Here is a 25,422-nt window from a genome sequence, read left to right on the forward strand (position 1 = left end):
GCACAGACTACCAACCAAGCGCTTGCTAGACTAGCGGCAGCGACGCCGGCGGCACCGACCGGTGAGGCATCTGAAGGAAGGGAACCCGGTGGCAGAGGCATACATCGTGGACGCCGTCCGCACCCCCGTCACGCGACGCGGTGGCGCGCTCGCCAAGATCCACTCCGCCGATCTGGGAGCCGCCGCGCTCACCAGCCTCATGAGTTCCTCGGGGATCGACCCCGGCGCCGTCGAGGACGTCGTGTTCGGCTGTGTCGACACCATCGGCCCACAGGCCGGTGACATCGCCCGCACCGCCTGGCTCGCCGCCGGCCTCCCGCAGCACGTACCCGGCGTCACAGTGGACCGGCAGTGCGGCTCGAGCCAGCAGGCGGTGCACTTCGCGGCCCAGGCCGTCATGGCCGGAGTCAACGACGTCGTGGTCGCCGGGGGCGTGCAGAACATGAGCGCCATCCCCATCTCGGCCGCGATGCTCACCGGTCAGCAGTACGGCTTCGACGACCCCTTCTCCGGGTCGATCGGCTGGCGCGAGCGCTACGGCGACGAGCAGATCTCGCAGTTCCGCTCGGCCGAGATGATCGCCGAGAAGTGGGGCGTCAGCCGGGAGGACATGGAGCGCTTCGCCCTGCGAAGCCACGAGCGGGCCCTGCGGGCCATCGCCGAGGGCCGCTTCGGCCGCGAGATCCGCGCCGTCGGCGACGTCGACACCGACACCTGCCCGCGCGCCGACACGAGCCTGGAGAAGATGGCCGCCCTCGACCCGCTGACCCCCGGCGGCCGGGTCACCGCCGCCGTGGCGAGCCAGATCTGCGACGGCGCGGCGGCCCTGCTCGTCATGAGCGAGCAGGCCGTGGCCGAGCACGGCGTGACCCCGCGCGCCCGGATCCACCACCTGTCGGTACGCGCCGACGACCCGGTGCTGATGCTCACCGCCCCGATCCCCGCCACCGCCCACGCGCTCGAACGCACCGGAATGTCGATCGACGACATCGACCTGTTCGAGATCAACGAGGCGTTCGCCTCGGTCGTGCTCGCCTGGCTCCAGGAGACGGGGGCCGACCCGGAGCGGGTCAACGTCAACGGCGGCGCGATCGCCCTGGGCCACCCGCTCGGCGCCACCGGCGCCCGGCTGATGACCACCCTCCTGCACGAGCTCGAACGCACCGGCGGCCGCTACGGCCTGCAGGTGATGTGCGAGGGCGGCGGCCAGGCCAACGTCACGATCATCGAGAGGCTCTGATGACCCACTCCCCCGCGACGCCCGGCGGCGTCGACCTGACCGGCCAGGTCGCCGTCGTCACCGGAGGCACCCGTGGCATCGGCGCCGAGATCACCCGCGCCTTCCTCCGGGCCGGGGCGCGGGTGATCGTGTGCGGCCGCAGCGAGCCCGAGGAACTGCCCGGGATCGACGGACGCACGCCCGTCTTCGTCCAGTCGGACGTACGCGACCCGGAGCAGGCCAAGGCCCTCGTCGCCGCGGCGGTGGACCGGTTCGGCCGGCTCGACATCCTGGTCAACAACGCCGGTGGCGCACCGAGCGCCGACACCGCGACGGTGTCCCCCCGCTTCGTCTCGGCGGTCGTCACGCTCAACCTGCTCGCCCCGTTCTACGTCGCCCAGCAGGCCAACGAGGTCATGCAGCGTCAGGGCAGCGGGACGATCATCAACATCGGCTCGGTCGCCGGAGCCAACCCGGCCCCGGACACCGCCGCGTACGCCGCGGCCAAGGCGGGCCTGACGATGCTGACCCGGTGCCTCGGACTCGACTTCGCGCCCGCCGTACGGGTCAACCAGGTGACTGTGGGTCTCGTGCAGACCGAGCTGTCGCATCTCTACTACGGCGACGAGGCGGGGCAGGACCGCGTGGCGCGGACCATCCCCATGCGGCGGATGGCCACCCCGGCCGACATCGCCGCGGCCTGCCTGTTGCTCGTCTCGCCGCTGTCCGCCTACGTCACCGGCACGGAGATCGTCGTCGACGGTGGTGGGGAGATCCCGTCGCGGCACCTGGCCGCCCAGCCGCCCGGCGCCGGTCCGCTCGGCTGAGCGCGCGGGGCATGTACGGCGGAGGGGCCGCACCGGTTCGGTGCGGCCCCTCCGCTCCTGCCTGCCGTGGAGTGCGGCGCCTCGCTCAGAGGCCGGCGAGCGCCACCACCTCGGCGCGGACCGCCGCCGCAGAGCCGGCCAGCAGCTGGGCCGACTTGCCGCGCTTGAAGAACAGGTGTGCGTGGTGCTCGAAGGTGAACCCGATGCCGCCGTGCAACTGGATCGCCTCGGCCGCGACGGTCATCAGCGTGTCGGTGCACACGAGCTTGGCCAGCGCCGCGTCGTGCGAGCGGGTGGCGGCCCCGGTGCGCAACGTCGTGACGAGGTGGTCGGCGGTGGCCCGCGCCCCGGCGACCGCGACGGCGAGGTCGGCGCAGCGGTGCTTGAGGGCCTGGAACGACCCGATCGGGCGGCCGAACTGCTCCCGCACCTTGAGGTAGTCGACGGTGAGGTCGAGGCAGGCGCGGGCGGCGGCCGCCGACTCCAGCGCGAGCATCGCGCGTACGTGGTCCAGCAGCACCCGGGCACCGTCGCCGCCGGGGGCGTCGACCCGGGTGGCGGCGGCCTCGCGCAGGCGCACGGTGCTCAGCCGACGGGTCTGGTCGAGCGTCATGTGCGTCCGCACGTCCACCCCGTCGGCGGCCCGGTCCACCGCGTAGACGCCGAGCTCACCGCCCTCGTTGCGGGCGGTGACGAGAACGACCCGGGCGGCTTCGGCCCCGGCGACGAGGGTCTTCGTCCCGGTCAGCGCCCACTCGTCCCCGGCGCCGGTGGCCCGGGTGGCGGTCTGCCCGAGATCCCAGCCCGCGCCGTCCTCGGCGAGCGCGACGGCCAGGGTCAGCTGCTCGTCCACGACGCGTGCCAGCAGGGGCTCGGCGCTCGGGCCGAGGGCGCGGGCGGCGAGGATCGCGGTGAGGCTCGTCGCGAGCGCGCCCGGCACGAGCCGGGCCCCGAGCTCCTCGATGACGGCGGTCGCGGCGGGCACGTCCAGGCCGAGGCCGCCGAGGTGCTCCGGTACGACGAGGCCGAGCAGGCCCAGCTCGGCCGTGAGCAACTCGTGCAGCAGCGGGTCGTAGCCCCGCTCCCCGACCATGACCTCGTGGGTTCGGCGCAGGTCGGCCTGCCCGTCGAGCACCTCGGCCACGGAGGCACGGATCTCGGCGAGGTCCTCGGGCGTTCCGGTCATCGTCCTCACCTCATCGGGGCAGGCCGAGCAGGCGCTCGGCGATGATGTTGCGCTGGATCTCGTTGGAGCCGCCGTAGATCGTGTTGGCGCGGCTGAAGAGGAAATGGGTCTGGGCGTCGTCCAGCTCGTACCCGGGCCCGGTGAGCAGCGCCCCGGCCCCCTCGACGTCGACCGCGAGCTCACCCAGCGAGCGGTTCCACGTGGCCCACTGGAGCTTGGAGATCGACGCCTCCAGACCGGACAGCCCCTCACCGGCGGACGCGAGCAGCCGCACCGCCGAGTGCCGCATCACCTCGAGCCCGATGTATGCGTCGACGAGGCGGTCACGCAGCGCCGGCTCCTGCCAGGCGCCGTTGGAGCGGGCCCGGGCGATGACGGCGTCGAGGCGCCGGCGGAAGCCGATCTGCTGGCCGAGGGTGGACACGCCCCGCTCGAAGCCCAGCGTGCCCATGGCGACCTTCCAGCCCTCGCCCTCGGCGCCGACACGGTGCTCGACGGCGGCGACGGCCTCGTCGAAGAAGACCTCGTTGAACTCGCTCGTGCCGGTCAGCTGGGTGATCGGGCGCACCGTCACGCCGGGCTGATTCATCGGCACCAGCAGGTACGACAGGCCCGCGTGGCGGGTCGAGCCGGGATCGGTGCGGCACAGCACGAAGCACCAGTCGGCCAGGTGCGCCAGCGAGGTCCACACCTTTTGCCCGGTGATGACGTAGTGGTCGCCCCGGCGTTCGGCGCGGGTGCGCACCCCGGCGAGGTCCGAGCCCGCGCCGGGCTCGGAGTAGCCCTGGCACCAGATGTCCTCGCCGCTGGTGATGCGGGGCAGGAAGCGGGCCTTCTGCTCCGGCGTGCCGAACGCGAGCAGGGTCGGGCCGAGCAGTTGCTCGGACATGTGCCCGAGCCGGCCGGGCGCGCCGGCGCGGGCGTACTCCTCGTGGAAGATGACCTGCTGGGCGAGGGTCGCCGGGCGACCGCCGTACTCGGTGGGCCAGGAGAGGCCGATCCAGCCGGCCCGGCCCAGGTGGCGCTCCCACTCGCGGCGCAGCTCGTGCGCCTCGTGCTCGCGTCCCTCGCCGCCGGTGCCGACCGCCTCGGCGAACGGCCCGGTCAGGGCCTCCTGGAGCCAGCCGCGGATCTCGGCCCGGAACTGCTCGTCGCTCACCGGCGCACCCATGTCAGGCACCGTAGACGGGGGTCGGCGGCTCGGAGCGGACGATGAGGTCGGCGACCACGTCGGTGAGCTCCTCCGGTTCCCATCGGCCGCCCTTGTCGGCGGCCGGCCCGTGGCGCCAGCCGTCGGCGAGCGAGACCTCGCCGCCGGCGACCTCGAAGACGGCGCCGGTGACGGCCCGCGCGGCGTCGGAGCCGAGCCAGACCACGAGCGGGGAGACGTTTGCCGGGTCCATCGCGTCGAAGCCCGTCGCGGGGGCGGCCATCGCCTCGGCGAAGACGGCCTCGGTCATCGGGGTACGGGCCGAGGGGGCGATCGCGTTGACGACGATGCCGTACCGGGCCCACTCGGCGGCCGCGATCTGGGTCAGCGCGGCGATCCCGGCCTTGGCGGCGCCGTAGTTGCCCTGTCCGACGCTGCCCATGAGCCCCGCGCCGGAGGACGTGTTGACCACGCGCGCGGCGACCGGGCGGCCGGCCTTGGCCTCGTCCCGCCAGTAGGCGGCGGCGTGGCGCATCGGGACGAAGTGTCCCTTGAGGTCGACCCGCAGAACCAGGTCCCACTCCTGCTCGCTCATGTTGACAAGCATCCGGTCGCGGTTGATGCCGGCGTTGTTGACGAGGGTGTGCAGCCCGCCGAAGGTCTCGACCGTCTCGCGCACGAGACGCTCACCGTAGGCCCAGTCGCTGACGTCGCCGGTGCTGACGACCGCGCGACCGCCCAGCGCGCGGATCTCGTCGACGACGGCCTGGGCCGCCGCCCGGCTGCTGTCGATGTCGTTGACGACGACGTTCGCGCCCTGCCGGGCGAATTCGAGGGCGTGGACCCGGCCCAGCCCCTGTCCGGCACCGGTCACGATCACCGTTCGTCCTGCGCAGAAGCCGCTCACGGCACGCCCTTTCACTCGAGGTACGGGAAGAAAACCACACCCGGCACTAGCTATGCAAGCAAGCGCTTGGTAGGGTCCCGGAAACGACAGAAGGATGGCGAAAGACGTGAAAATGTTCTCGGCCCTGCAATTCCGAGACTTCCGCTTCGTACTCCTGACCCTGGTGTTGTCCCAGGCCGGCTACTGGGGCTGCAACATCGCCTTCCAGTCGGTGCTGATCGAGAGCGACGCCACCCCGGCGACGATGGGGGCGCTCTTCTTCTGTCTGCTCGTGCCGTTCACGCTCTTCTCCATCCCGGCCGGGGTGCTGGCCGACGCGGTCGACCGGCGGCGGCTGCAGATCGGCGTGCTCCTGGCGACCACCGTCCTGGCCGGGGTCTGCGCGGCGACGATCGCGGCCAGCATCGTCGCCCTGCCCGTGATGCTCGGGCTCGCCTTCCTCGCCGGCACCGGAATCAGCTTCCTGTCCCCCGTGACCCAGGCCCTCGTGGCAAACACCGTCCCGGCCGAGGCGCTCGGCCATGCCGTCCCGATCCAGGCGGCCGGGCTCAACCTCGCCCGCTCGATCGGCCCCGCGGTCGCCGGGCTGATCCTCGTGGCCTGGGGACCGCTGGGCACGTTCGTGATGTACGCGACGCTCACTCTCGCCGCGGCCGCCGCCGCGGTAGCGGTCCGCACCCGGCGCATCCCGCCGGCCGTCCGGGTGGCCCGGGAGAGCCTGACCACCCAGGTACGCGCCGGGATCCGGCACGCCCGCGAGCGTCCCCCGGCCGCGCTCTGCCTCGTCATCGTCGCGGTGAACGCGTTCTTCGGGTGCGCCTTCACCACCCAGCTCCCCGTCCGGGCGGCCGCGACCACTGACAACCCGGACCCGGTCTTCCCCGTGCTCGTGGCGCTGACCGGGCTGGGCTCGCTCCTCGGCATCCTCGTCGTGGCCCGCCTCTCCGAGCGCATCGCCACCGTGTGGCACGCCGCTGTCACCCTCGTTCTGCTCGGCCTGAGCAACGCCCTGCTCGGCGCCGCCACGACGGTGCCCGTGCTCGCGGCGGCCGCGCTGCTGTGCGGCACGTTCAGCATCGGCGCCATGGTGACCCTGCAGACGGTGGTCCAGAAGGTCGTCGACGACGCGCAGCGCGGCCGGGTGATGAGCCTCTACTTCCTCGGCTGGGGTGGCATGCCGTTCGGCGCCCTCCTGCTCGGCGGGCTGAGCACGTGGCTCGGCTCCACGACCGCGTTCCTGCTGTACGCCGCCGCATGCCTGGCCACGGCCGCCACCGTGCTCCTGTGGTTGCGTCGCGGACGCGCCGACCCCCTCCCCGCGACCTGACCTCCCCCGGCCCTCCCACCTCCTCAGGAGTTGTCGTGACCGACCAGTCCTCCCCGACCGCGCCCACGGCGGCACTGCCCGTGCCCGCCGACTTCGTCCACCGCGCCGGCGTCGCGCTCGTCACCGGCGGCACCGGCGGCCTCGGCCGGGTCATCGCCCGCGAGCTGGCGCGCCGAGGGTCGGCGGTGGCGATCACCTACCGCAGCGACGCCGACGCCGCCCGGCAGGTGCTCGACGAACTGCCGCCCGTCGCGTCCGGCACGCACTCGGCGCACCACCTCGATCTCACCGACGCCGAGGCCACCGCCGCGCTCGTGGCGCAGCTCACCGGACGCGGACCGCTGCACACGGTCGTGCACGCGGCCGGGCCGCACGTGCCCATGCGGCACCTGTCCACAGTGCGTCCCGAGCAGTTCGCCACGCAGGTCGCAAACGACACGACCGCCTTCTTCACGCTGGTCTCGGCCTGTCTCCCGGCCCTGCGGCAGAGCCGTGGCAACGTCGTGGCGATCACGACCGCGGCGACGACGCGCTATCCCGCCCGGGACGGCCTGTCCGCCGCGCCGAAGGCGGCGGTCGAGGCGCTCGTACGGGCCTTCGCCAACGAGGAGGGCCGCTTCGGCATCCGGTTCAACTGCGTCGGGCCGGGCATGCTCACCGACGGCATGGCCGAGCGGCTGATCTCCTCCGGTGACCTCGACGAGCGCGCCCTGGCCGTCGCCCGGTCCTCGACTCCACTGCGGCGGTTCGGCAGCGCCCTCGACATCGCCGAGGCCGCCTGCTTCCTGGCCAGCGACCGGGCCGGCTTCATCTCCGGGCAGAAGCTCGACGTCGACGGAGGCTTCGGTGTCTGAACCGTCGCGGTCCCTCCCGGTCGAGCTGGACGCGCTGCTCGCCGAGCGGGCCGTCGAACGGGCCCTGCTGCGCTATGCACGCGGGATCGACCGGATGGACCGGGACCTGGCCGCGAGCGCCTTCCACCGGGACGCCCGGATCACCCTCGGCGGGACCACCGCCGACCGGGACACGATGCTGGACACGGTCTTCGCGCTCGTGGCGCGGCGCACCATGACGATGCACTACCTGACGAACATCCTGGTCGAACTCGACCCGGCCGACCCGGACCGCGCCCGGGCCGAGACGTACGGCATCGCGTTGCAGCGCAGCACGTCCGAACCGCCCCGCGGCAACATCATCAGCGGGTTCCGCTACGTCGACCTGGTCACCCGGCGCGCGGGCGAGTGGCGCGTGCAGGAACGCCGCACCGTCTCCGAGTGGCAGCGGGTCGACGACCTCGCCGGCCAGTGGCCGATCCCCGAGGCGGCACTGCGGGGAGCCCGCGACGCCTCCGACCCGATCAGCAGCCCGTGGCCGCCCGACGGCCCGGCCGCGGAGGCCGGGCCGGACCCGGCCGGCGAGCCCGGGCGCCCCTGTGGGTGACCCGCGGCCGGGGGTCGGCGCCGACGCGCCGCGGCTCGGCTTCCGTACGGGCGACGTCGTCGTCGTGACCGGGGCCGGCAGCGGGATCGGCGCGGCGACCGCGGCAGCAGCCGCCGCCCAGGGACTCGTGGTGTCCGCCTGGGACCTCGACGCCGCCGCACTCACGACGGTGAGCGCCGCCGTCCGCGCGGCGGGCGGGGTGGTCGACCCGCACGTGGTCGACGTCGCCGACGAGGCGGCCGTGCGCGCGGCCCTCGCCGCGACTTGCTCGGCGTACGGGCCGGTGCGCCACCTGGTCAACAACGCCGGCCCGTCCTCGGCAACCGAACTCGACTTCGACCACGCCGTACGGCTGTGTGTCGGCAGCGTACGGTCGGTGACCCGGGCCTGGCTCGACCAGGCCCCGCCCGGGGCGACCCTCGTGAACACCGCCTCGGTCGCCGGCACCGTCGTGGGCACCGCCTCCGACTGGTACAGCGCGGCGAAGGCAGCGATCGTCGGCTACACCCGGCACCTGGCCGCGCACCGGGCCGACGTCGTACGGGCCAACGCGGTCGCACCCGGCATGGTGGACACCCCGAGGTTGCGGGGCTTCGCCGGGTCTCCGACGGGGCAGTCCGTGCTGGCCCGGGTGCCGAGCCACCGGATGGCCACACCGGACGAGATCGCCTGGCCGATCCTCTTCCTGCTCTCGCCGCTGGCCTCGTACGTCAACGGGGCGGTGCTCGTCGTCGACGGCGGGTGGACCGTCACGCAGTGAACGCGGCCGGTCAGCTCGGGTCGGTGCCCGGGCCGCCGAGCATCGCCCGCATCCCGCCGTGGTTGCCGGCGACGAGGGCGGCCCGGTCCGGGCCGGAGCGCCGCGCGGCGACCTCGGCCTGCTGGCGCACCACGTGCACCGGGCCGGCGCCCAGGGCCGCCAGCCCCTCGGCGGCGACGTCGGCCGGGTCGGCCGCGCCGGTCAGGTCGAGGCCGGCGCGCGCCATGGCGGGGGTGGCAGTGAGCCCGAGCACCAGGTGCAGCACGTCGACACCGACCTGCCGCAGCTCGAGCCAGAGGCCCTCGGTGAAGATCCGGGTGAAGGCCTTGGCGGCGGCGTAGACGCCGATGTCGGCGTGGCCGAGGTAGCCGGCCGAGGAGCCGACGACGAGGATGCCGCCGCGGCCGCGTGCGGCGAGCCGGGCGCCGAGCTCCCGGCAGAGTTCGAGCGGGCGGGTGACGTTGAGATCGATGACGGCCTGGATCCGGGCGAGGTTCGCCTCGACGAAGCGGCTGCGGTAGGTGTTCGCGCCCGCGTTGAGGACGAGCAGGCCGAGGTCGAGGTCGGCGACGGCCTCGACGATCCGGGCGGTCGCGTCCGCGTCGAGCAGGTCCAGGGCGAGCACGCGGCACGGGACCCCGTGCGCCCGGACCCGGTCGGCGGTCTCCCCGAGCGGCGCGGGCTTGCGGGCGACGAGCACGATGCCCAGGCCGGCCCGGGCCAGCTCCTCGGCGAACGCGGCGCCGACCCCCTCGGAACCGCCGACGACCAGGGCCCAGGGCCCGTAGCGCTCGAACAGTCCGGCGGTGGCCTCGCTCATGCCACGCGGTCCGTCGCCGTGGCGGGCTCGTCGAACCAGTCCCACTCCCAGGGTGTGATGGTGGCCAGGGGCCCGGTGAACAGCGGGGTGGCCGTGCCGGCGAGCGCCGTGGGCGGGGTCGCCGGCGGGTCCGCGGCCAGGGCCCGCGCGAACTCGACCGGGTCGGCTTCGAGGTAGGTGAGCCGGATCCGCACGACGGGTCCGTCGGGGCGGCTGCGGCTCGGGGCGCTGCGGAAGGTCCACACGCCCGCGACGCCGTCGCGCGCGAGCAGGTCGGGCACCTGCGTCTCGTGCTCGAACCGGGACAGGTCGGCCACGTCCGGGCACTGGGACGTCTCGACCCGGCTCACCTCGACGTACACCCCGCGGTGGGGCCGGAACGGCAGCGCGGCGAGGGTGACCAGGGCCCGGGGGGCGACGTGGCCCTGGACGGGCCGGAACATCCGGGTCATCGGCCGTTCGGTCCAGGCCAGCTCCGGACGCCGGCCCTGGTGGATCGCCCGGTCGCCGAGGTCCGTCCACTCGGCGACCGCGTCCGCGGCCGGCTCGGCGAACCAGTACATCGCCATGTACTGGCTGCCGGCGAGGGCGGGATCGGGGTAGCTGCCGAGCCGCTCGCACGCGGGCGTACGCACCCAGCGGTCGCCGTGCACGACGCCGGGCAGGGCGAGGTTCTCGGGGCGGTGGTCGAGCTGATGCCAGGCGTTGTAGTCGCGATGGCGGGCGGGGTCGGTCACCTTCGGAAACGAGAAGAAGGCTCGGGTGGCTGTCGCTGGGGTGCTGGGGAGCATCTCGGCCCTCTTCGCGGGTCGGGGCGCTGGTGACGCACGATCGGTCCGGTGTCGCCGCCGGGGCGCGGCCGGTGTTTCGAGCCTTGACCCTAGGGCAGCGCCGGTCATATGGTCAAGCAAGCGCTTGGTTGACACCGTTGTCCGCAAGAGGAGCCCCATGACCGGCAGTGACGCGGATTTCCGCGCCCGACTCGACGCTCTGATCGGCCTCACCGACCCGCCCCGCCGGGCCAAGGACGCGATCACCGAAGCGGCCATCCGCGTCTGGTGCGACGCCGTCGGCGACGAGAACCCCGCGTACCAGGACCCCCGGTGGGCCGCCCGCTCCGTCTGGGGCGGCATCGTGGCCCCGGCGACCTCGCTGAACATGTGGACCCTGCCGGGCAACAGGCGCGCTCACCGCCACGCCGAGAGCCTCGACCGGGTCAACGAGGTCCTCGCCACGCGCGGGTTCACCTCGGTGGCCGCGGTGCAGACGGAGCACACCTACGTACGCCCGCTGCGCCCCGGCGACCACCTGGAGCAGTTCCCCTCCATCGGCGCGGTCTCCCCCGAGAAGTCCACCCGGCTCGGCCGGGGCCACTTCGTCGACCTCGTCAGCGACTACCGCACCGTCGAGGGCGAGCCGGTCGGGCGCGTCGTCCTGCGGATGCTCCGCTGGAACCCGGCGACCCGGACCGAGGGCCCGGCGAGGTCAGGGGACCGCCTCGCCCGCCCGGTACGCCCGGCCGCCGCCCCGGTCGACCTGCCGCCGGCCGGCACCACCGGCACCCTGACCGCGCACCTGCAACCCGGCTACGCCGCCGCCCCCCTCGACGAGCGCCCCTACCTCGTCGGTAGCGCCGACCTCGCCGACGGGACCCGCTTCACCGGAGACGTCGCGTACCTGCGCCCCGACCTCGTGCACGACGGCATGCCGGTCGTCGTGGCGCATCGGCGCACCCGCGACGGGGCGATCCTGCCGGTGCTCACCGCCCCCCGGCCGCAACGCCGCACGAGCACCCGCACCGGGGCCGAGGTGAGCATCGGGCAACGCCTCGCGCCCTGGCCGATCCCGGTCACCCAGCTGTCCATCGCGGCGCTGGCGACCGCGACCTTCGACTTCAACGACGTGCACCTCGACCGCGACGCCGCCCTCGAACGAGGCGCCCGCGACGTCTACATGAACATCCTCGGCTCCAGCGCGCTGGTCAACTGCTACCTCACCGACTGGGCCGGACCGGAGGCTCGCGTCGTCGACTTCCGCACCCGCCTCGCCGCGCAGAACCACCCCGGCGACACCTGCACGCTCGACGGCGTCGTCACCGGCCTGCAGCCGGCGGACGGGGGAACGCACGTCACCGTCGACGTCCGCGGCACCAACAGCCTCGGCGACCACGTCATCGCCTCCGCCACCATCGCCCTGCCCTGAGAGGAATCGCGTGCTCGCCAGCTACGTCGTCGACTCCGGCTCCCCCGACAGCCTGCGCCTCGGCCAACTCGACGCCCCGGCGCCCGGCCCCGGTCACGTGCTCGTGCGGGTCCAGGCGGCAAGCCTGGACCGGGTCGACACCTACATCCGTCGCGGCACCCACGGGATGGCGGTCACCGGCCCGACCATCCTCGGCCGGGACGTCGCCGGCACCGTCGTGCGGACCGGTCCGGGCGTCACCGGCTTCACCGCCGGCGACGCGGTCGTCGGGCTGACCACCGGCGCCCACGCGGAGTACGCCGTCGTCCCGGCCACGCACTGCTTCCCGCGACCGGCCGCGCTCGACGCCGTCCACGCCGCGGCGGTGCCCACCGCCGGACGCACCGCCTACGACGCGGTCGTCAACCTCGCCGGCGTACGCCCCGGCGACCGGGTCCTCGTCGTCGCCGCCGCGGGCGCGGTCGGCACCTTCGCCGTCCAGTACGCCCACCACCTGGGCGCGCGCGTCTTCGGCACCAGCGCCCCGGCGAAGGCCGACGCGGTACGCGCTCTCGGCGCGCTCGACGTCGTGGACCACTACCGCCCCGACGTCGTCGAGTCCCTGCGCGCCGCGCTGCCCGGCGGCGAGGTGGACGTCATCGTCGAGTCGGTCGGCGGCACCCTCTGGTCCGACGTGCTCAAGGTCCTCGCCCCCGGCGGCCGGCTGGTCACCTGCGGCGTCACCGCCGACAGCCACGCCCACCTGCACCTGGGTCGCCTCATGGTCAAGGGCTGGACGCTGCGCGGCATCGGCCGGCCCGGGCCCGAGGCGGTGGCCTGCCAGCTACGCGAGGCGCTCACCCTCTCGGCCGTGACCGCCGCCCCCGCGATCGCCGCGACGTACCCGCTCGAGCAGGCCACTGTCGCGCACGACCGGCTGGAGGCGTCCGAGTTCGTCGGGCGGATCGTCCTCACCACCGGCTGAGCCGCTCAGGCGAGCGGCTCCCCCGAGACGGCGGTCAGGACGACGAGCGGGATCTGCCGCCCGAAGCCGGCGGCCCGTTCGGCGTAGCGTCCCACGTTCGGCTTGCGCGCCACGACGTGCGCGAACAGCTCCGGGTCGCGCTCGCCGTCGGTCACCCGCGCCCGCACCGGGACCGTCCTGCGCCGCAGGACGATCCAGCACAGTTCGTGGTGACGCGCGTTGACCACCCAGGCGGGGTCCTTGGGGCCGCCGCCCTTGGAGCCGACGACCACCAGATCCTTCCCGTACGGCACGTAGGGCAGCGCCGCGTCGCGCAGTTCCCCGGAGCGACGGCCCACAGTCGTCAGCAGCAGCGTCGGGTGGTACGGGAACCTGCCCGCCAGCGCGTACTGCAACGACACGAGCGAGAACCCGGTCCGTCGCACGAGGAACCGGTCGAACGCCATCCCGCGCGGCCCGCGGATGACGATCAGCCACGACCGGCCGTACGAGGCGAACGACCTCGTCTCCGCGCCGATCCGTCGGCTCACCGCGCACGCGCCAGCAGCGGCGACAGCGTCTCGGCGACGTCGGCGACGTCGTCGATGCCCCGGACCACCTCGACGAGCCGCTCCTGCGTGTCCGCGTCGAGGATCCCGTCGCAGAACGAGGCCAGCTTGCCGGTCACGAAGTCCCAGTCCGCCCGCGTCGTGTCGTCCCACGGGTCGCCCTGGGCGAAGTCCGACTCGACCACGTACTCCCGGCCGCCGGCCCGGATCGTCAGCGCGCCCCGCGTCCGGCGGATCTGGCCGCCCGGGTGTTCCCTGAGGTCGGCCTCCCACTCCGCGTCGAGCACCGGGTCGGGCGCCGTCGTGATCCGGCGCGCCAGGTCCCACACCGCCGGGTCGGCCAGCCGCTCGGGGTCGTACCACTGCGGTCCCGGTGCGTGCCCGAGCAACGCCAGCGCCGCGGCGTACGGCATGTTGAAGGCGCCGTCCAGCGGCGCGACGGCGGTGTCCGGGATCTGCGGGGCCGGCTCCCGGAACTGCAACGTCCGGTAGGCCGCCGGGCTCAGCCGGATCTCCATGGACTCGATCTGCGACACCGGCACCCCGTGGGTGCCCGGGAACGCGCGGATCGCGTCGAGCGCCGCGTGGGTGAAACGGCACGTCGGGTACGGCTTGAGCGACGTCTCGGTGATCCACCACTTCGACCCCAGGCCGGCGACCATCTCGTGCCGCTCGCCGCCGAGGAAGCCCATCGCCTCGATGAAGCCCGGGGTGCGGTCCAGCACGTCCAGGTCGCCGGTGTAGCCCTCCTCGGCCAGCGCCGCGCCGAGCATCCCGGCGTGCGCGATCGCGCCGTACGGGCCGTACTTGAACGCGTTGAACGAGCGCCGCTCGGCCATGTAGGAGTTCTTCGCCGGCGGGGCCAGCCAGGCGACCAGGCCGAGCGCGTGGGTCAGCCGCTCCGGCTCCCAGCCGCCGACGACAGCGCACGCCGCGGCCGCGCCCATCGAGGCGTACCCGTGCGACGACAGCGGCGACCAGCGGAACTGGCCGTCCTCGAAGGCCATGAGCGAGGTCGACAGGTTCAGCCGCGCGTTGATCTCGAACGCGATGATGCTCGCGCGCAGCAGGCTCGCCCCGTCGGCGTGCAGCCGCTCGGCCTCCGCCAGACCGGCCGCGACGCCGAAAACCGCGAAGTGCGCCGAGTTGAAGAACGTGTCGTCGGCGTCCAGCGCGTTCATCATGTCCGCGTTGGCGTGCGCGGCGTTGATCGCCGCGACCCGCTGCTCCAGCCCGAACACCGTCGCCTCGGCCGGGCCGCCGAACCGGGCGGCGACCCGCTGGACCATGCGGCTGCGCCGCAACCGCACCGCCGCCAGCCCGCAGACGAGCGAGTCGAGCAGGACGAGCTTGCCGTAGTCGCGTACCGACTCGGGGATCTCCTCGTCGCGCGTGGTCGCGAACCGCGCCAGCAGCTGCGTCCGGGTCGGTTCCGTCGTTCCGGTCACCGTTCAGCCCACCCTTCCGGGCGCGACGAGCCGGTTGCCCTGCGCGTCGCGCGGCAGCGGCACGGGGATCGCCGCGAGCAGCTTCTTCGTATACTCCTGCCGCGGGTTGGCGAAGATCTGGTCCGTGGTGTCCGTCTCCACCACCTCACCTGCGGCCATCACCATGACCCGGTCGGCGATGACCTCGACGAGGGCCAGGTCGTGACAGACGAACAGGTACGCCAGACCCAGCTCCTCCTGCAGGTCCCGGAGCAGGTTGAGCACCTGCGCCCGGACCGACACGTCGAGCGCCGCGACCGGCTCGTCGCACACGATGAGGCTCGGCTTCATCGTCAGCGCCCGGGCGATCGCGACCCGCTGCAACTGCCCGCCGGACAGCTCGGCCGGGTACCGCTCCAGGTAGCGCGAGCCGATGCCGACCTTGTCGAGCAGCTCGACGGCTTCCTTCTCCCGCGTGGCCCGGTCCTTGTCGGTGTGCACGAGGAGAGGTTCGGCGACCGCGTCCCTGATCGTCATCCGCGGGTCGAGCGAGCTGTACGGATCCTGGAAGATCATCTGCATCCGCTGGCGCAGCGCGCGCAGTTGCTTCGGCTTCGTGGCCAGTACGTCGATCCCGTCGAAGGTCACCGAGCCGGAGTCCGGCTCGATGAGGCGCAGCACCATGCGCCCGACCGTCGACTTGCCCGCGCCGGACTCGCCGACGACGGCGAGGCACTCTCCGCGCTCCAGGGTGAAGCTCACCCCCTTGACCGCGTCCAACCATTTCGTACGCCGGCCTAGCCAGTCCCGGCCGGCGCTGAACGACTTCGTGAGGTTCTCGACTTCGAGCAGGCTCATCAGACCGTCACTCCATCCAGAGAGAGCTCCGCGGCCCGCACGCACCGCGCATGGTGCTCGGCGGCGCCGTCGAGACGGACCAGGCCGGGGTGGGCCACGTCGCACCGGCCCGGCACGGCGAACTCGCACCGGCTGCTGAACCGGCACCCGTGCGGCCAGGCGCCCGGCGCCGGGATGCCACCGGGGATCGCGCGCAACCGCCGGTCGGTGCTCAGGCCCGGCTTCGGGATCGAGCCGATCAGGCCGGACGTGTAGGGGTGCCGCGGGTGGAAGAACAACTGCTCCGAGGGCGCGTTCTCGGCCACCTCGCCGGCGTACATGACCACGACGTCCCGGCACAGCTCGGCCACCACCGCGAGGTCGTGGCTGACGAACAGCAGCGCCACCCCGGTCTGCTCCTGCAGGTCGCGCAGCAGTTCGAGGATCCGTTCCTGCACCGTCACGTCGAGCGCCGTCGTCGGCTCGTCGGCGATGAGCAGGCGCGGGTTGCACGCCATGACCATCGCGATCATGACGCGCTGGCACATGCCGCCGGAGAACGCGTGCGGGTAGTCGTCGATCCGCTGCGCCGCCCGCGGGATCTGCACCATGTCGAGCATCTCGACGGCACGGGCCCGGGCTTGCTTGCGGTTCATGCCCAGGTGCTTGCGCACCGACTCGGCGATCTGGTCCCCAACCGTGTACGCCGGGTTGAGGCTGCGGATCGGCTGCTGGAAGATCATGCCCATGCCCGGGCCGCGCAGGTCCCGCCACTGCTTCTGGGTGCCCGCGGTGAGATCCACGCCGTCGAAGACGATCCGGCCCGAGGCGATCCGTCCTCCGGTCGCCCCGGTCAGGCCCATCACCGCGATGGAGGTCACCGTCTTGCCCGACCCGGACTCGCCGACCAGGGCCATCGAACCGCCCGGCTTGAGCGAGAACGAGACGTCCTGGACGGTCGTCTGCCAGCCGCCCGAGGGCGAGGGGAACTCGACGCTCAGGTTCTCCACGCGCAGCAGGTCCGCCGTTCCGCCGGTGGCGTCGGTCCTGGTGCCGGCGGGCGCCGTTTCACGTGCCATGTCAGCTCCTGGTGGTTGCCGGACGGTCAGTTGCCCGAGCGGGTGCGCACGAGGGCGCGACGGACGCCGTCACCGACGTAGGTGAAGGCGAGGACGGCGAGGAAGATCATCACGCCGGGCGGCCACACGAGGTACGGCGCGAGGCGCATGTTCGACGAGGCGGTCGAGAGCATCGAGCCCCAGCTGGCCGCGGGGGCCTGGACGCCCAGCCCGAGGAAGCTCAGGCTCGCCTCGGCCGCGACGGCGGTACCAAGCGACACCGAGATGACGAGGATGATCGGCGGCAGCACGTTGGGCAGCACGTGCCGCACCGCGATCCGCAGGGTGCTGCAGCCCAGGGCGATCGAGGCCTCGATGTAGGTCTCGTGCCGCACGTCCATCGTGCCGGCGCGGGCCACCCGGAAGAAGCGCGGGGCCATGACCAGGCCGATGGCGAGCATCGCGTTGGTGATGCCGGCGCCGAGGACCGCGACGATGGTGATGGCCAGCACGAGCGACGGGGCGCTCATCAGCGCGTCCATGATGCGGGTCAGGATCGCGTCGACCCAGCCGCCGCGGTAGCCCGCGATCATGCCGAGCGGCAGACCGAGGACGAGCGCGACGGCCGCGGCCTGCAGCGCCGCCCACAGCGAGACCCGCGCGCCGAAGATGAGCCGGCTCAGCACGTCCCGGCCGTAGTCGTCGGTCCCCAGCCAGTGCTCGGCGTTCGGCGGCCGGAGCCGCAGCAACAGGTTCTGCACGTCGGGGTCGTACGGTGCCAGGGCCGGGGCGAAGATCGCGATGAAGGTCAGCACGAGCAGGAAGACGCCGGCCGCGATCGTCGCGGGGCGGCGCACGATGCTCTTGAGGATGCCGGGGGCGGCGACCGGCTCCGGTTCGCCCGTGCCGATGGCCGCCGCCGGCACCTCGGCTAGGCCCGAGTCGTTCCCCGGCGCCGGAGCCGAGGGGGTCTGGTTGGCGCTCATGACCGCACCTTCGGGTTGAAGTAGCCGTAGGAGATGTCGACGATGAGGTTGACGAGCACGACGACAGTCGTGCTGAACAGGACGAAGCCGAGCAGCACCGGGATGTCACGGCCCTGCACCGCCTCGATCGCGGTACGACCGAGGCCCGGCATGTTGTAGATCATCTCGATGGTCACCGACCCGGCGAGGACCTCCGCGACGCGGAAGCCGAGGACGGTGACGACGGGGATGCATGCGTTCTTCAGGGAGTGCTTGAACACCACGCTGGATCGCGACAGTCCCTTGGCCTCGGCGTTGAGGACGTAGTCGGACTTCATGACCTGCCCGAGCGCCGAGCGGAGTTGCAGGGTCACCTCGGCCGCGGGTAGCAGGCCGAGGGCGATGCCCGGCAGGACGAGGTGCGACAGCCACGGCCAGAAGCCGTCGGCCAGCGGCTGGTAGCCGAACGCCGGAAACATCTGCAGGCCCACCGCGAAGACCGAGGCGAGCACGAGGCCGAACCAGAAGCCCGGGATGGCGATCGCGATCGAGGCGAGCCCGTTGACGAACCGGTCGACGATGCCACCGGAGCGCAGCGTGGCCACGAGGGCGAGGGTGGCCCCGAGCACGACGGCGAAGATCATCGCGACGAGCACCAGCGACATCGTCGTGGCCATTCGCCGCGTCAGCAGCTCGATGACTGTCTGATCGGACAGGAAGGACGTGCCGAGGTCGCCGCGCAGGACGTCGCCGACCCACATGGCGTAGCGCACCAGGACCGGAGCGTTGAGGTTGAGTTCCTCGCGGATCGCCTCGACACGTTCCGGGGTCGGCTCGTCGCCGGCCAGGACGACGGCCGGGTCGCCCGGAGCGAGTTCGATCAGGGCGAAGACGAGCAGCGGGACGACGAACAGCAGGGGTATTGCCGCGAGCAAGCGCCTGCTGGCGTAGCGGATCATGTCCTACCTCGACTCTGAGCGTGTGCCTGGGACTGCGCCTCGCACGGCCTGGTGCCGGCAAGGCCGGTGGTGTCGCCGCCGGCCCCCGCCGCAGCGGGTGGTCCGGCGGCGACGCCACCGGTGGTCAGGAGCGACCGGTTACTTCTTGACGGCGATGTGGCGCAGGTCCCAGATGCCGATGTTCGACATCGGGATGTTGTCGGTGCCGACGATGTTCGCCTTCGAGACGTTCGCGTTGGTCTGGTTGCACAGCGGCACGAACCAGGCCTGCTCGAGCGTCGTCTTCCAGATGTCCTGGTACAGCGGGGCCCGCTTGTCCATCGGCAGCGTGGGGTTGGCGGCCTCGGCCGCCTTGCCCGCGATGAGCGAGGGGTCCGCGGCGAGCTTGTACGTGTTCAGCATGTAGGTGTTCACCGTCGCCGCCGGGTCGGCCTTCGGGCTCCACGACGTGCCGACCATCAGCTCGAAGTCGCCGGCGATGAAGCGCGGCTCGTTCTCGGTGTTGGGCACGGGGTTGAGCGTCGCGTCGACGCCGGCGGCCCGCAGGGACGCCTGCACGACGTTTGCCGGCTGCTCGGCGTTCGTGCCCGCGGCGAAGGTGACCGACACCTTGGCGCCGCCGGCCTGCTGCACGAGGGCCTTGGCCTTGTCCACGCTGAACTCGTACGGGTAGGTGTAGCTCGGGATGCGGCTCGGGTCCGTCTCCGGCACGACCTGGCGGGTCGGCGTGCAGTAGCCGCTGAAGAGCGCGCTGATCGCCTCCGGGTCGACCGCGTGGGCGATCGCCTGGCGGACCTCCGGCTTGACGAGGTCGCCCTTGTTGGCGCGCAGGTAGATGCCGACGACGTTCTTGAACTTCACCTGGTGCTGCTGGAGACCGCTGCCCGGGGTGACGATCTTCTCCACCGTGGCGATCTCGCCGGCCGAGCTGAGCGGGGCCAGGTCGACCTGGCCGCTCTGCAGGCCGTTGAGGCGGGCGGCGGCGTCGGGCACCCGCTGCAGCTCGATGCCGCCGAGACGGCCGACGTTCGGGTCCCAGTAGTTGTCGGCCCGCTTGAGGACGAGCTTCTCCTGGGGGACGAGCTGGGTGGCGATGTACGGGCCGGACCCGGCGGTGCCGGGATTGTTCTTGATGTCGGCGCCGTCCTTGATCGCCTTCGGGCTGACCATCATGCCGGCCGTGCCGGTGAAGGACGCGGGCAGCTGGACGCCCTTGCCCTTGACCAGCTTGAGGCGCGCGGTCGTCGCGTCGACGACCTCGACCGACTCGATGTCGGCGAGGTCGCTCTTGAGGGTCGAGCCCTCGAGCGTCTTGCCGCGCTCGATGTTGACCTTGACGGCCTCGGCGTCGAACGGCGTGCCGTCGTGGAACTTCACGTCGTCCCGGAGCTTGAGTTCCAGGACGCTGCCGTCCTCGACGAAGTTCCACTCCTTGGCCAGGCCCGGCACGATCTTGTCGTCCTTGTCCAGCATGGTCAGCCGGTCCCAGACGAGGAACAGGTAGCCCCACGCGCCGTAGCTCGTCTGCAGGGCCGGGTCGAGGTCGCGCAACGGACCCGCCGACGCGAACTTGAGCACTGCCGACGTGTCGATCTCGCCCTGCGCTGCGCTGCTGCCGCTGCCGGAGTTGTCCGGCGAGCTGCAGCCGGCCAGGGCGAGAGCCCCGATGCTGATCAACGCGACCACACGTTTGCGGGCCGTTATGGTGACGCCCATTCTCATCCTTCCTAAACACGAGCCGAGTCGTTCCGGCTGATCAGAGGTGGTGTTGTCCCTTCCGGCCGCTGCCGGGTGGGATCCGTGGGTCGCTGACGGCCTTCGGAGCTGTGGTGGTGGCCGGCGTCTCAGCCCTCCGCGGAGAGGATCAGTGCACTGGTGGGAACGCCGACGCCCGCCGTCACCAGGACGTTGCGGACGCCGTCGGGCTGGTTGGTCGAGGTGCCCCGGACGAGGCGGACGCCCTCCGCGACACCGTTCGTGCCGTGCAGGTAGGCCTCGCCGATCTGGCCGCCGTGGGTGTTCGTCGGCAGCGAGCCGGTGACCTCCAGGTTGCCGTCGGCGATGAAGTCCTTGGCCTCACCGCGACCGCAGAAGCCGTACTCCTCGAGCTGGTTGAGCACGTACGGCGTGAAGTGGTCGTAGAGGATCGCCGCGTCCATGTCGGCGGGACCGAGCCCCGACTGGGCCCACAACTGCCGGGCGCAGAGCTCGACCTCGGGGATCCGGGTCAGGTCCTCGCGGTAGTAGCTGACCATCTGGTACTGGTCCGGTCCCAGGCCCTGGGCCGCGCCCCGGATGTAGACCGGGGTGACGGGCAGGTCCTTGGCGCGTTCGGCGCTGACGACGACCATCGCCTGGCCGCCGTCGGTCTCCTGGCAGCAGTCGAACAGGTGCAGCGGCTCGGCGATCCAGCGCGAGGCCTGGTGCTCCTCGAGCGTGAGCGGCTTGCCGTAGAACCACGCCCTGGGGTTGTTCGCGGCGTGCTTGCGGGCGAGCACCGCCACCCGGCCGTAGTCCTCGCTGGTCGCGCCGTACGTGTGCATGTAGCGGCGGGCGAACATCGCGGTGTGCTGGGCCGGGGTGAGCAGGCCGTACGGGTTGACCCAGGAGCGGTACTCGTTGTCCGAGGTGGCCTGGGTCTTCGCCGGCGGAGGTCCCTGCCCGAAGCGGACGCCGGAGCGCTCGTTGAAGGCGCGGTACGCCACGACGACGTCGGCGATCCCGCTCGCGACGGCCATGGCGGCCTGCTGGACGGGTGCGCAGGCGCCGCCGCCGCCGTAGGGGATCCGGGAGAAGAACTTCAGCTCGGGGATGCCCAGGCTGCGGGCGACCATGTTCTCCGGGTTGGTCTCCATGGTGAAGGTCGTCATGCCGTCGACGTCGGCTGGGCTGAGGCCCGCGTCGGCCAGGGCGGCCGAGACGGCCTCGACGGCCAGCTGCAGCTCGCTGCGGCCGGAGTTCTTCGAGAACTCCGTCGCGCCGATGCCGACGACAGCGGTGCGACCCGACAGGAAGGTGGACGTCACGTCACTGCTCCGATCCGCGGGGCAGGCGCACTGTCACCTCGGAGACGACGTGCCCGCCCTTGCTGTTCATGCCACGCACCGCGACGCGCACGGTGTCCTCCTCGACGCCGACGACCTCACCGGTCAGCCGCATCACGTCACCCGGGAAGTTCGGCACCCCGAGGCGGGTGCTCAGGCGCACCATGCGCGCGGCGGGGCCGGCCCAGTCGGTGACGTAGCGGCCGACGAGCCCGTTGGTGTGGTTGATGCTCATGTACGTGTCGGGGGTGCCGCGACGCTGGGCCTGGGCCGGGTCGTGGTGCACGTCCTCGTAGTCGCGGGTCGCGAGCGCGCCGGCGACGATGACGGTCCGGGTCAGCGGGATCTCCAGCTCCGGCAGCGTGTCGCCGGGGCTCACCTGCTCGATGGTGATCTGCGTGCTCACAGCTGCTCCCCCTCGCCCACGAGGTCCGCGAGCTGCTGCAGGTGCCAGGCTCCGGAGCCGGCGGTGTTGGCAAGCTGCGTGGTCCAGAGCATGTAACGGTGGATCGGATAGGTGACGTCGGCGCCCATGCCGCCGTGCACGTGCTGCACGGTGCGCGCGACGCGGTCGCCCGCCTCGGCGGCCCAGTACTTCGCGACGTGCACCGCCGCCCGGGACGGCCGCCCGGTCGTCTCGCGCCAGAGCGCGTTGAGGTAGGTGACCTCCATCGCCTCGGTGTCGATGTGGCAGTCGGCGAGCTGGTGGGCGACGGCCTGGAAGGTCGCGATCGGCACACCGAACTGCTCACGGCCCGAGGTATAGTCGGCGGCCTGGCGTACGGCGGCCTGGCTGACGCCGCTCTGCAGAGCCGCCACCGCGGTCCAGACCTGGCGCAGCAGCCAGTCGAGCCGGTCCTCCTCGGGACCCTCGGCGAGCAGCGCCGCGGCGGCGTCCTCGAAGTGAACGTCGGAGGCGAGTCCACGGTCGGTGCGCTCGAAGGTGTCCCGGCGTACCCCGGGTCCGGCGGTCGGCACGAGGTACAGCCCGACCGCGCCCGCCTCGTCGGTGGCCGGGACGACGATCGCGTCGGCGAGGTGCGCCGAGCGGACGCCGACGGCGGTGCCGCTCAGGGTGACCCCGTCACCGCCGGGCTCGGCGCCGGACCGCGCGCGGACGCGGGCGCCGTACGGCCGGGCGTCGGTCAGGTCGTCGACGGCCACGGTGAGGACCGCGTCTCCGGCGGCCACGCGGGGCAGCCACTCGGCCTGTTGCTTGGCGTTGCCGTAGCGCAGCAGCGGCAGGACGCCGCCGACGAGGGTCTCCCACAGCGGGACGGTGCCGAGCGTGCGGCCCTGTTCGACGAAGACCCCGGCGATCTCCCACAGGCCCAGCCCGGCGCCGCCGTGCTCCTCGGGCACGGGCAGCCCGAGGATGCCGGACTCGGCCAGGTCGCGGTACAGGACGCGGTCGAAGCGGTCCGGCCCGGCCTCGATGTCGAAGAGCCGCTGCGGGTCGCCGTTGCGCGAGAACACGTCGCGCGCCAGGTCGTTGACCGTGACCTGTTCCTCGGCGAGCTGGAAGTCCATCAGTTCCCTTCCTCTTCTGTGGGCTCCGATGCGGAGGTCGCGGCCCGGAAACGCGGCAGCGTGAGGTTCTCGTCGTAGTCGAGCCAGTCGACCTGCACGGGCATGCCGATCTCGACCTCGCCGGCGTCCCCGACGAAGTCGGCGACCAGACGGGTGCCCTCTTCGAGGTCGACGAGCACGACGGTGAGCGGGTAGTCGTACCCGGGCGCCTTCGGGTGGTGGCTGACGACGTAGCTGTGCACGGTGCCCCGGCCGCTCGCCTCCACCTCGTGCCACGCGTACGAGTGGCAGGACGGGCAGATCGGGCCGGGCGGGTGGCGCAGCGTGCCGCAGTCGGTGCAGGCCTGGATGACGAGGCGACGCTGCGCGGCGGCGGCGAACCAGAACGCGTTGTCGCGCAGGATGAACGGCTTGTGCCGCAGCGCCGGGTCGGCGGCGGCCGGCGCCGCGGGCTTGGCGCCGGACGGGTCGAAGCGCAGGATGCGGAAGCGCTGGCGGGCCACGACCTCGTCGTTCTGGTCGGTGTAGGTGCGCAGCGTCGTGATGAAGTGGCCGGTGCCCAGGCCGGTGGTCTTGCGCGGGGAGACGTCCTCGATGACAGTGGTCATCTTGATCTCGTCGCCCAGGCGCAGCTCGCGCACGTACTCGTGCTCGTCGTTCGTCGCGACGACCCCGACGAAGCCGGCGTCGGCGAGCAGCGCGAGCAGCCGGGCCATCGGGGTGTCCGGCGCGGCGCCCGCGGCGGCGGCCGTGTGGGCCTTGTAGCCGACCATGAGCCAGGTGGACAGCATCGGCGGCGGGGCGACGACGCCCTCGCGGCCGGTGTCCCGGGCGGCCCGGTCGTCGACGTAGACGGGGTTCTCGTCGCCCATCGCCTCGACGAAGTGCCGGATCATCGCCTGGTTGACGGCGTCCTGGGCGTAGCGGGTGGGCGTGGCCTCGAGGCCGACGAACTCGCGCAGACGGGCGAGGAAGGCGTCCTGGTCGGTGGCTTCGGAGGCGGGGGCCTGCGTCGTGGTGCTCATGCGGAACGCCCCTTCCTCGGCATGCCGAGACCGGCGACCGCGATCATGTCGCGCAGCACCTCGTTGGTGCCGCCGCCGAAGGTGTTGATGTAGGAGCCGCGGGTGTACGCCTCCAGCTGTCCGCCGAGGACGGCGTCCGGCGCGCCGGCGCGCCGGGTCGCGCGGGGACCGACGACGGAGACGAGGTTGCGGCAGACCCGGTCGTGGGTCTCCGTGCCGTAGACCTTGGCGACCGACGCGGCGGCGGGCGCCGGGTTCTGGCCCTCCCCCACGACGGCGATCTTCCAGTTGAGCAGGCGCATCGCGGTCAGCTCGGCGTAGTCGCGGGCCAGTTCCGTGCGCACCCACGGCTTGTCCAGGACGCGGTTGCCGTCGGCGTCGGGCTCGGCGGCCCACGCGGCGACGTCGGTCCACAGCTGCTCGGTGCGCCCGCCCATCGCGGCCAGGCCCACCCGCTCGTGACCGAGCTGGCCGGTGATGAGGCGCCAGCCGCCGTTGACCTCGCCGACGAGGGCTTCGGGGCCGACGCGTACGTCCTCGTAGTAGGAGGCGTTGGTGTGGGTGATGCCGCTGGTGGCGATCGGCGTGCAGCTGAAGCCCGGGTCCGACGTCGGCACGATGAGGATGGTGATGCCCTTGTGCTTCGGGGCGGCGGGGTCGGTGCGCACGGCCATCCAGACGAAGTCGGCCTGGCTGACACCGCTGGTGAACACCTTCTGGCCGTTGATGACCCAGCCACCGTCGGGCGTCGCCTCGGCCCGGGCGCTCAGCGAGGCGAGGTCGGTGCCGGAGCCCGGCTCGCTGTAGCCGATGGCGAAGATGACGTCGCCGGTCAGCATGCCCGGCAGGTAGGTGCGCTTCTGCTCCTCGGTGCCGTAGCGCATCAGCATCGGGCCGATGTTGTTGATGGTGACGAAGGGGAACGGTGCCTGGGCGCGGTTGATCTCGTCGAAGAGGATGTACTGGTCGATCGCCGGGCGGCCCTGGCCGCCGTACTCCGTGGGCCAGCCGAGTCCGAGCAGGCCGTCCTTGCCGATCTGACGGATGATCTCGCGGTAGGCCGGGCGGTCCTCGTTGGTGCCGCCGAGCGCCTCGCGGACCTCGGGCGTGAGCAGGCGCGCGAAGTAGGCTCGCAGCTCCCTGCTCAGCTCTCGCTGCTCGGGCGTGTACTCCAGGTACATGGATGTTCCTCATTCTCGGGGCGTGGGCGCCAGTCGGTGTGCCGGG

General features: G+C 72.6%; 25 protein-coding genes. 8 read left to right on the forward strand and 17 right to left on the reverse strand.

The features are described from left to right. Positions 1–88 precede the first annotated feature (88 nt). Complete coding sequence (locus tag KBX43_RS14375; RefSeq protein WP_064446337.1) at positions 89–1,240, forward strand: acetyl-CoA C-acetyltransferase; 1,152 nt, start codon at positions 89–91, stop codon at positions 1,238–1,240. Then, positions 1,240–2,046 (forward strand): SDR family oxidoreductase, encoded by an 807-nt coding sequence (locus KBX43_RS14380; protein ID WP_043324825.1) that lies wholly within the window; start codon positions 1,240–1,242, stop codon positions 2,044–2,046. Before KBX43_RS14375 ends, KBX43_RS14380 begins: the two co-directional genes overlap by 1 nt. 85 nt (positions 2,047–2,131) lie before the next feature. Here the strand turns inward: KBX43_RS14380 and KBX43_RS14385 are convergent, their stop codons facing one another. The 3 genes from KBX43_RS14385 to KBX43_RS14395 are packed head-to-tail and all read right to left on the reverse strand — an operon-like array spanning position 2,132 to position 5,262. Continuing rightward, a complete protein-coding gene (locus tag KBX43_RS14385) occupies positions 2,132–3,232 on the reverse strand; it encodes an acyl-CoA dehydrogenase family protein (protein WP_210884748.1) in 1,101 nt (366 codons plus the stop codon). Positions 3,233–3,242: 10 nt separating this feature from the next. Then, entirely contained in the window at positions 3,243–4,403 is a 1,161-nt protein-coding gene (locus KBX43_RS14390) for an acyl-CoA dehydrogenase family protein (protein WP_069090076.1), read from the reverse strand. A 1-nt stretch (position 4,404) separates the two neighbouring features. After that, positions 4,405–5,262 carry an SDR family oxidoreductase gene (locus KBX43_RS14395; protein ID WP_307851525.1) on the reverse strand — a complete coding sequence of 286 codons (858 nt, stop codon included), beginning with the start codon at positions 5,260–5,262 and terminating at the stop codon, positions 4,405–4,407. A gap of 139 nt (positions 5,263–5,401) precedes the next feature. Here KBX43_RS14395 and KBX43_RS14400 point away from each other — a divergent pair, with 139 nt between their 5' ends. Genes KBX43_RS14400 through KBX43_RS14415 form a run of 4 tightly spaced genes read left to right on the forward strand, consistent with a single transcriptional unit; the run spans position 5,402 to position 8,816 of the window. Beyond that, positions 5,402–6,616, forward strand: coding sequence for an MFS transporter (locus KBX43_RS14400; protein ID WP_064446342.1), 1,215 nt, complete (start codon positions 5,402–5,404; stop codon positions 6,614–6,616). Between the two features lie 35 nt (positions 6,617–6,651). Beyond that, entirely contained in the window at positions 6,652–7,470 is an 819-nt protein-coding gene (locus tag KBX43_RS14405; protein WP_210884752.1) for an SDR family NAD(P)-dependent oxidoreductase, read from the forward strand. Next, entirely contained in the window at positions 7,463–8,056 is a 594-nt protein-coding gene (locus KBX43_RS14410; protein ID WP_210884754.1) for a nuclear transport factor 2 family protein, read from the forward strand. The genes KBX43_RS14405 and KBX43_RS14410 overlap by 8 nt, the downstream gene beginning before the upstream one ends. After that, positions 8,049–8,816: an SDR family NAD(P)-dependent oxidoreductase gene (locus KBX43_RS14415; protein ID WP_210884756.1), complete on the forward strand. Its 768-nt coding sequence runs from the start codon at positions 8,049–8,051 to the stop codon at positions 8,814–8,816. Before KBX43_RS14410 ends, KBX43_RS14415 begins: the two co-directional genes overlap by 8 nt. A gap of 10 nt (positions 8,817–8,826) precedes the next feature. On the opposite strand, the gene KBX43_RS14420 is transcribed toward KBX43_RS14415, so the two are convergent. Then, positions 8,827–9,636, reverse strand: coding sequence for an SDR family oxidoreductase (locus KBX43_RS14420; RefSeq protein WP_210884772.1), 810 nt, complete (start codon positions 9,634–9,636; stop codon positions 8,827–8,829). Next, positions 9,633–10,373, reverse strand: coding sequence for a hypothetical protein (locus KBX43_RS14425; protein ID WP_210884774.1), 741 nt, complete (start codon positions 10,371–10,373; stop codon positions 9,633–9,635). The genes KBX43_RS14420 and KBX43_RS14425 overlap by 4 nt, the downstream gene beginning before the upstream one ends. Positions 10,374–10,584: 211 nt before the next feature. Here KBX43_RS14425 and KBX43_RS14430 point away from each other — a divergent pair, with 211 nt between their 5' ends. Beyond that, on the forward strand, positions 10,585–11,838 hold the full coding sequence (locus KBX43_RS14430; RefSeq protein WP_166456556.1) for a MaoC family dehydratase N-terminal domain-containing protein: 1,254 nt from the start codon (positions 10,585–10,587) through the stop codon (positions 11,836–11,838). A gap of 10 nt (positions 11,839–11,848) precedes the next feature. Then, complete coding sequence (locus tag KBX43_RS14435; protein ID WP_210884776.1) at positions 11,849–12,802, forward strand: zinc-binding dehydrogenase; 954 nt, start codon at positions 11,849–11,851, stop codon at positions 12,800–12,802. 5 nt (positions 12,803–12,807) lie between these two features. Here KBX43_RS14435 and KBX43_RS14440 read toward each other — a convergent pair whose 3' ends face one another. The 12 genes from KBX43_RS14440 to KBX43_RS14495 form a co-directional block, all read right to left on the reverse strand. Then, positions 12,808–13,332, reverse strand: coding sequence for a nitroreductase/quinone reductase family protein (locus tag KBX43_RS14440; protein ID WP_051611044.1), 525 nt, complete (start codon positions 13,330–13,332; stop codon positions 12,808–12,810). After that, positions 13,329–14,798, reverse strand: a complete 1,470-nt coding sequence (locus KBX43_RS14445; RefSeq protein ID WP_210884778.1) for an MmgE/PrpD family protein — start codon at positions 14,796–14,798, stop codon at positions 13,329–13,331. Before KBX43_RS14445 ends, KBX43_RS14440 begins: the two co-directional genes overlap by 4 nt. A gap of 3 nt (positions 14,799–14,801) precedes the next feature. Next, on the reverse strand, positions 14,802–15,635 hold the full coding sequence (locus tag KBX43_RS14450) for an ATP-binding cassette domain-containing protein (protein WP_210884781.1): 834 nt from the start codon (positions 15,633–15,635) through the stop codon (positions 14,802–14,804). Beyond that, a complete protein-coding gene (locus KBX43_RS14455) occupies positions 15,635–16,693 on the reverse strand; it encodes an ABC transporter ATP-binding protein (RefSeq protein ID WP_064446347.1) in 1,059 nt (352 codons plus the stop codon). The genes KBX43_RS14450 and KBX43_RS14455 overlap by 1 nt, the downstream gene beginning before the upstream one ends. A gap of 26 nt (positions 16,694–16,719) precedes the next feature. Beyond that, positions 16,720–17,658, reverse strand: coding sequence for an ABC transporter permease (locus tag KBX43_RS14460; RefSeq protein WP_043324834.1), 939 nt, complete (start codon positions 17,656–17,658; stop codon positions 16,720–16,722). After that, positions 17,655–18,596, reverse strand: coding sequence for an ABC transporter permease (locus KBX43_RS14465; protein WP_043324835.1), 942 nt, complete (start codon positions 18,594–18,596; stop codon positions 17,655–17,657). The genes KBX43_RS14460 and KBX43_RS14465 overlap by 4 nt, the downstream gene beginning before the upstream one ends. A 138-nt stretch (positions 18,597–18,734) precedes the next feature. After that, complete coding sequence (locus KBX43_RS14470; RefSeq protein ID WP_064446348.1) at positions 18,735–20,312, reverse strand: ABC transporter substrate-binding protein; 1,578 nt, start codon at positions 20,310–20,312, stop codon at positions 18,735–18,737. Between the two features lie 128 nt (positions 20,313–20,440). Then, entirely contained in the window at positions 20,441–21,622 is a 1,182-nt protein-coding gene (locus KBX43_RS14475) for a lipid-transfer protein (protein WP_043324837.1), read from the reverse strand. 1 nt (position 21,623) lies between these two features. Beyond that, the gene (locus KBX43_RS14480; protein WP_223201125.1) at positions 21,624–22,046 is read right to left on the reverse strand and encodes a MaoC/PaaZ C-terminal domain-containing protein; all 423 of its coding nucleotides are present in this window, start codon (positions 22,044–22,046) and stop codon (positions 21,624–21,626) included. Beyond that, positions 22,043–23,170 (reverse strand): acyl-CoA dehydrogenase family protein, encoded by a 1,128-nt coding sequence (locus KBX43_RS14485; RefSeq protein ID WP_043324838.1) that lies wholly within the window; start codon positions 23,168–23,170, stop codon positions 22,043–22,045. The genes KBX43_RS14480 and KBX43_RS14485 overlap by 4 nt, the downstream gene beginning before the upstream one ends. Next, on the reverse strand, positions 23,170–24,195 hold the full coding sequence (locus KBX43_RS14490; protein ID WP_069090069.1) for a bifunctional MaoC family dehydratase N-terminal/OB-fold nucleic acid binding domain-containing protein: 1,026 nt from the start codon (positions 24,193–24,195) through the stop codon (positions 23,170–23,172). Before KBX43_RS14490 ends, KBX43_RS14485 begins: the two co-directional genes overlap by 1 nt. Continuing rightward, positions 24,192–25,376, reverse strand: coding sequence for an acyl-CoA dehydrogenase family protein (locus KBX43_RS14495; RefSeq protein WP_113974428.1), 1,185 nt, complete (start codon positions 25,374–25,376; stop codon positions 24,192–24,194). Before KBX43_RS14495 ends, KBX43_RS14490 begins: the two co-directional genes overlap by 4 nt. Between the last annotated feature and the right edge of the window lie 46 nt (positions 25,377–25,422).

Origin of the sequence: Micromonospora sp. C41 (assembly GCF_018070485.1) — a bacterium.
GTDB lineage: Bacteria > Actinomycetota > Actinomycetes > Mycobacteriales > Micromonosporaceae > Micromonospora > Micromonospora chalcea.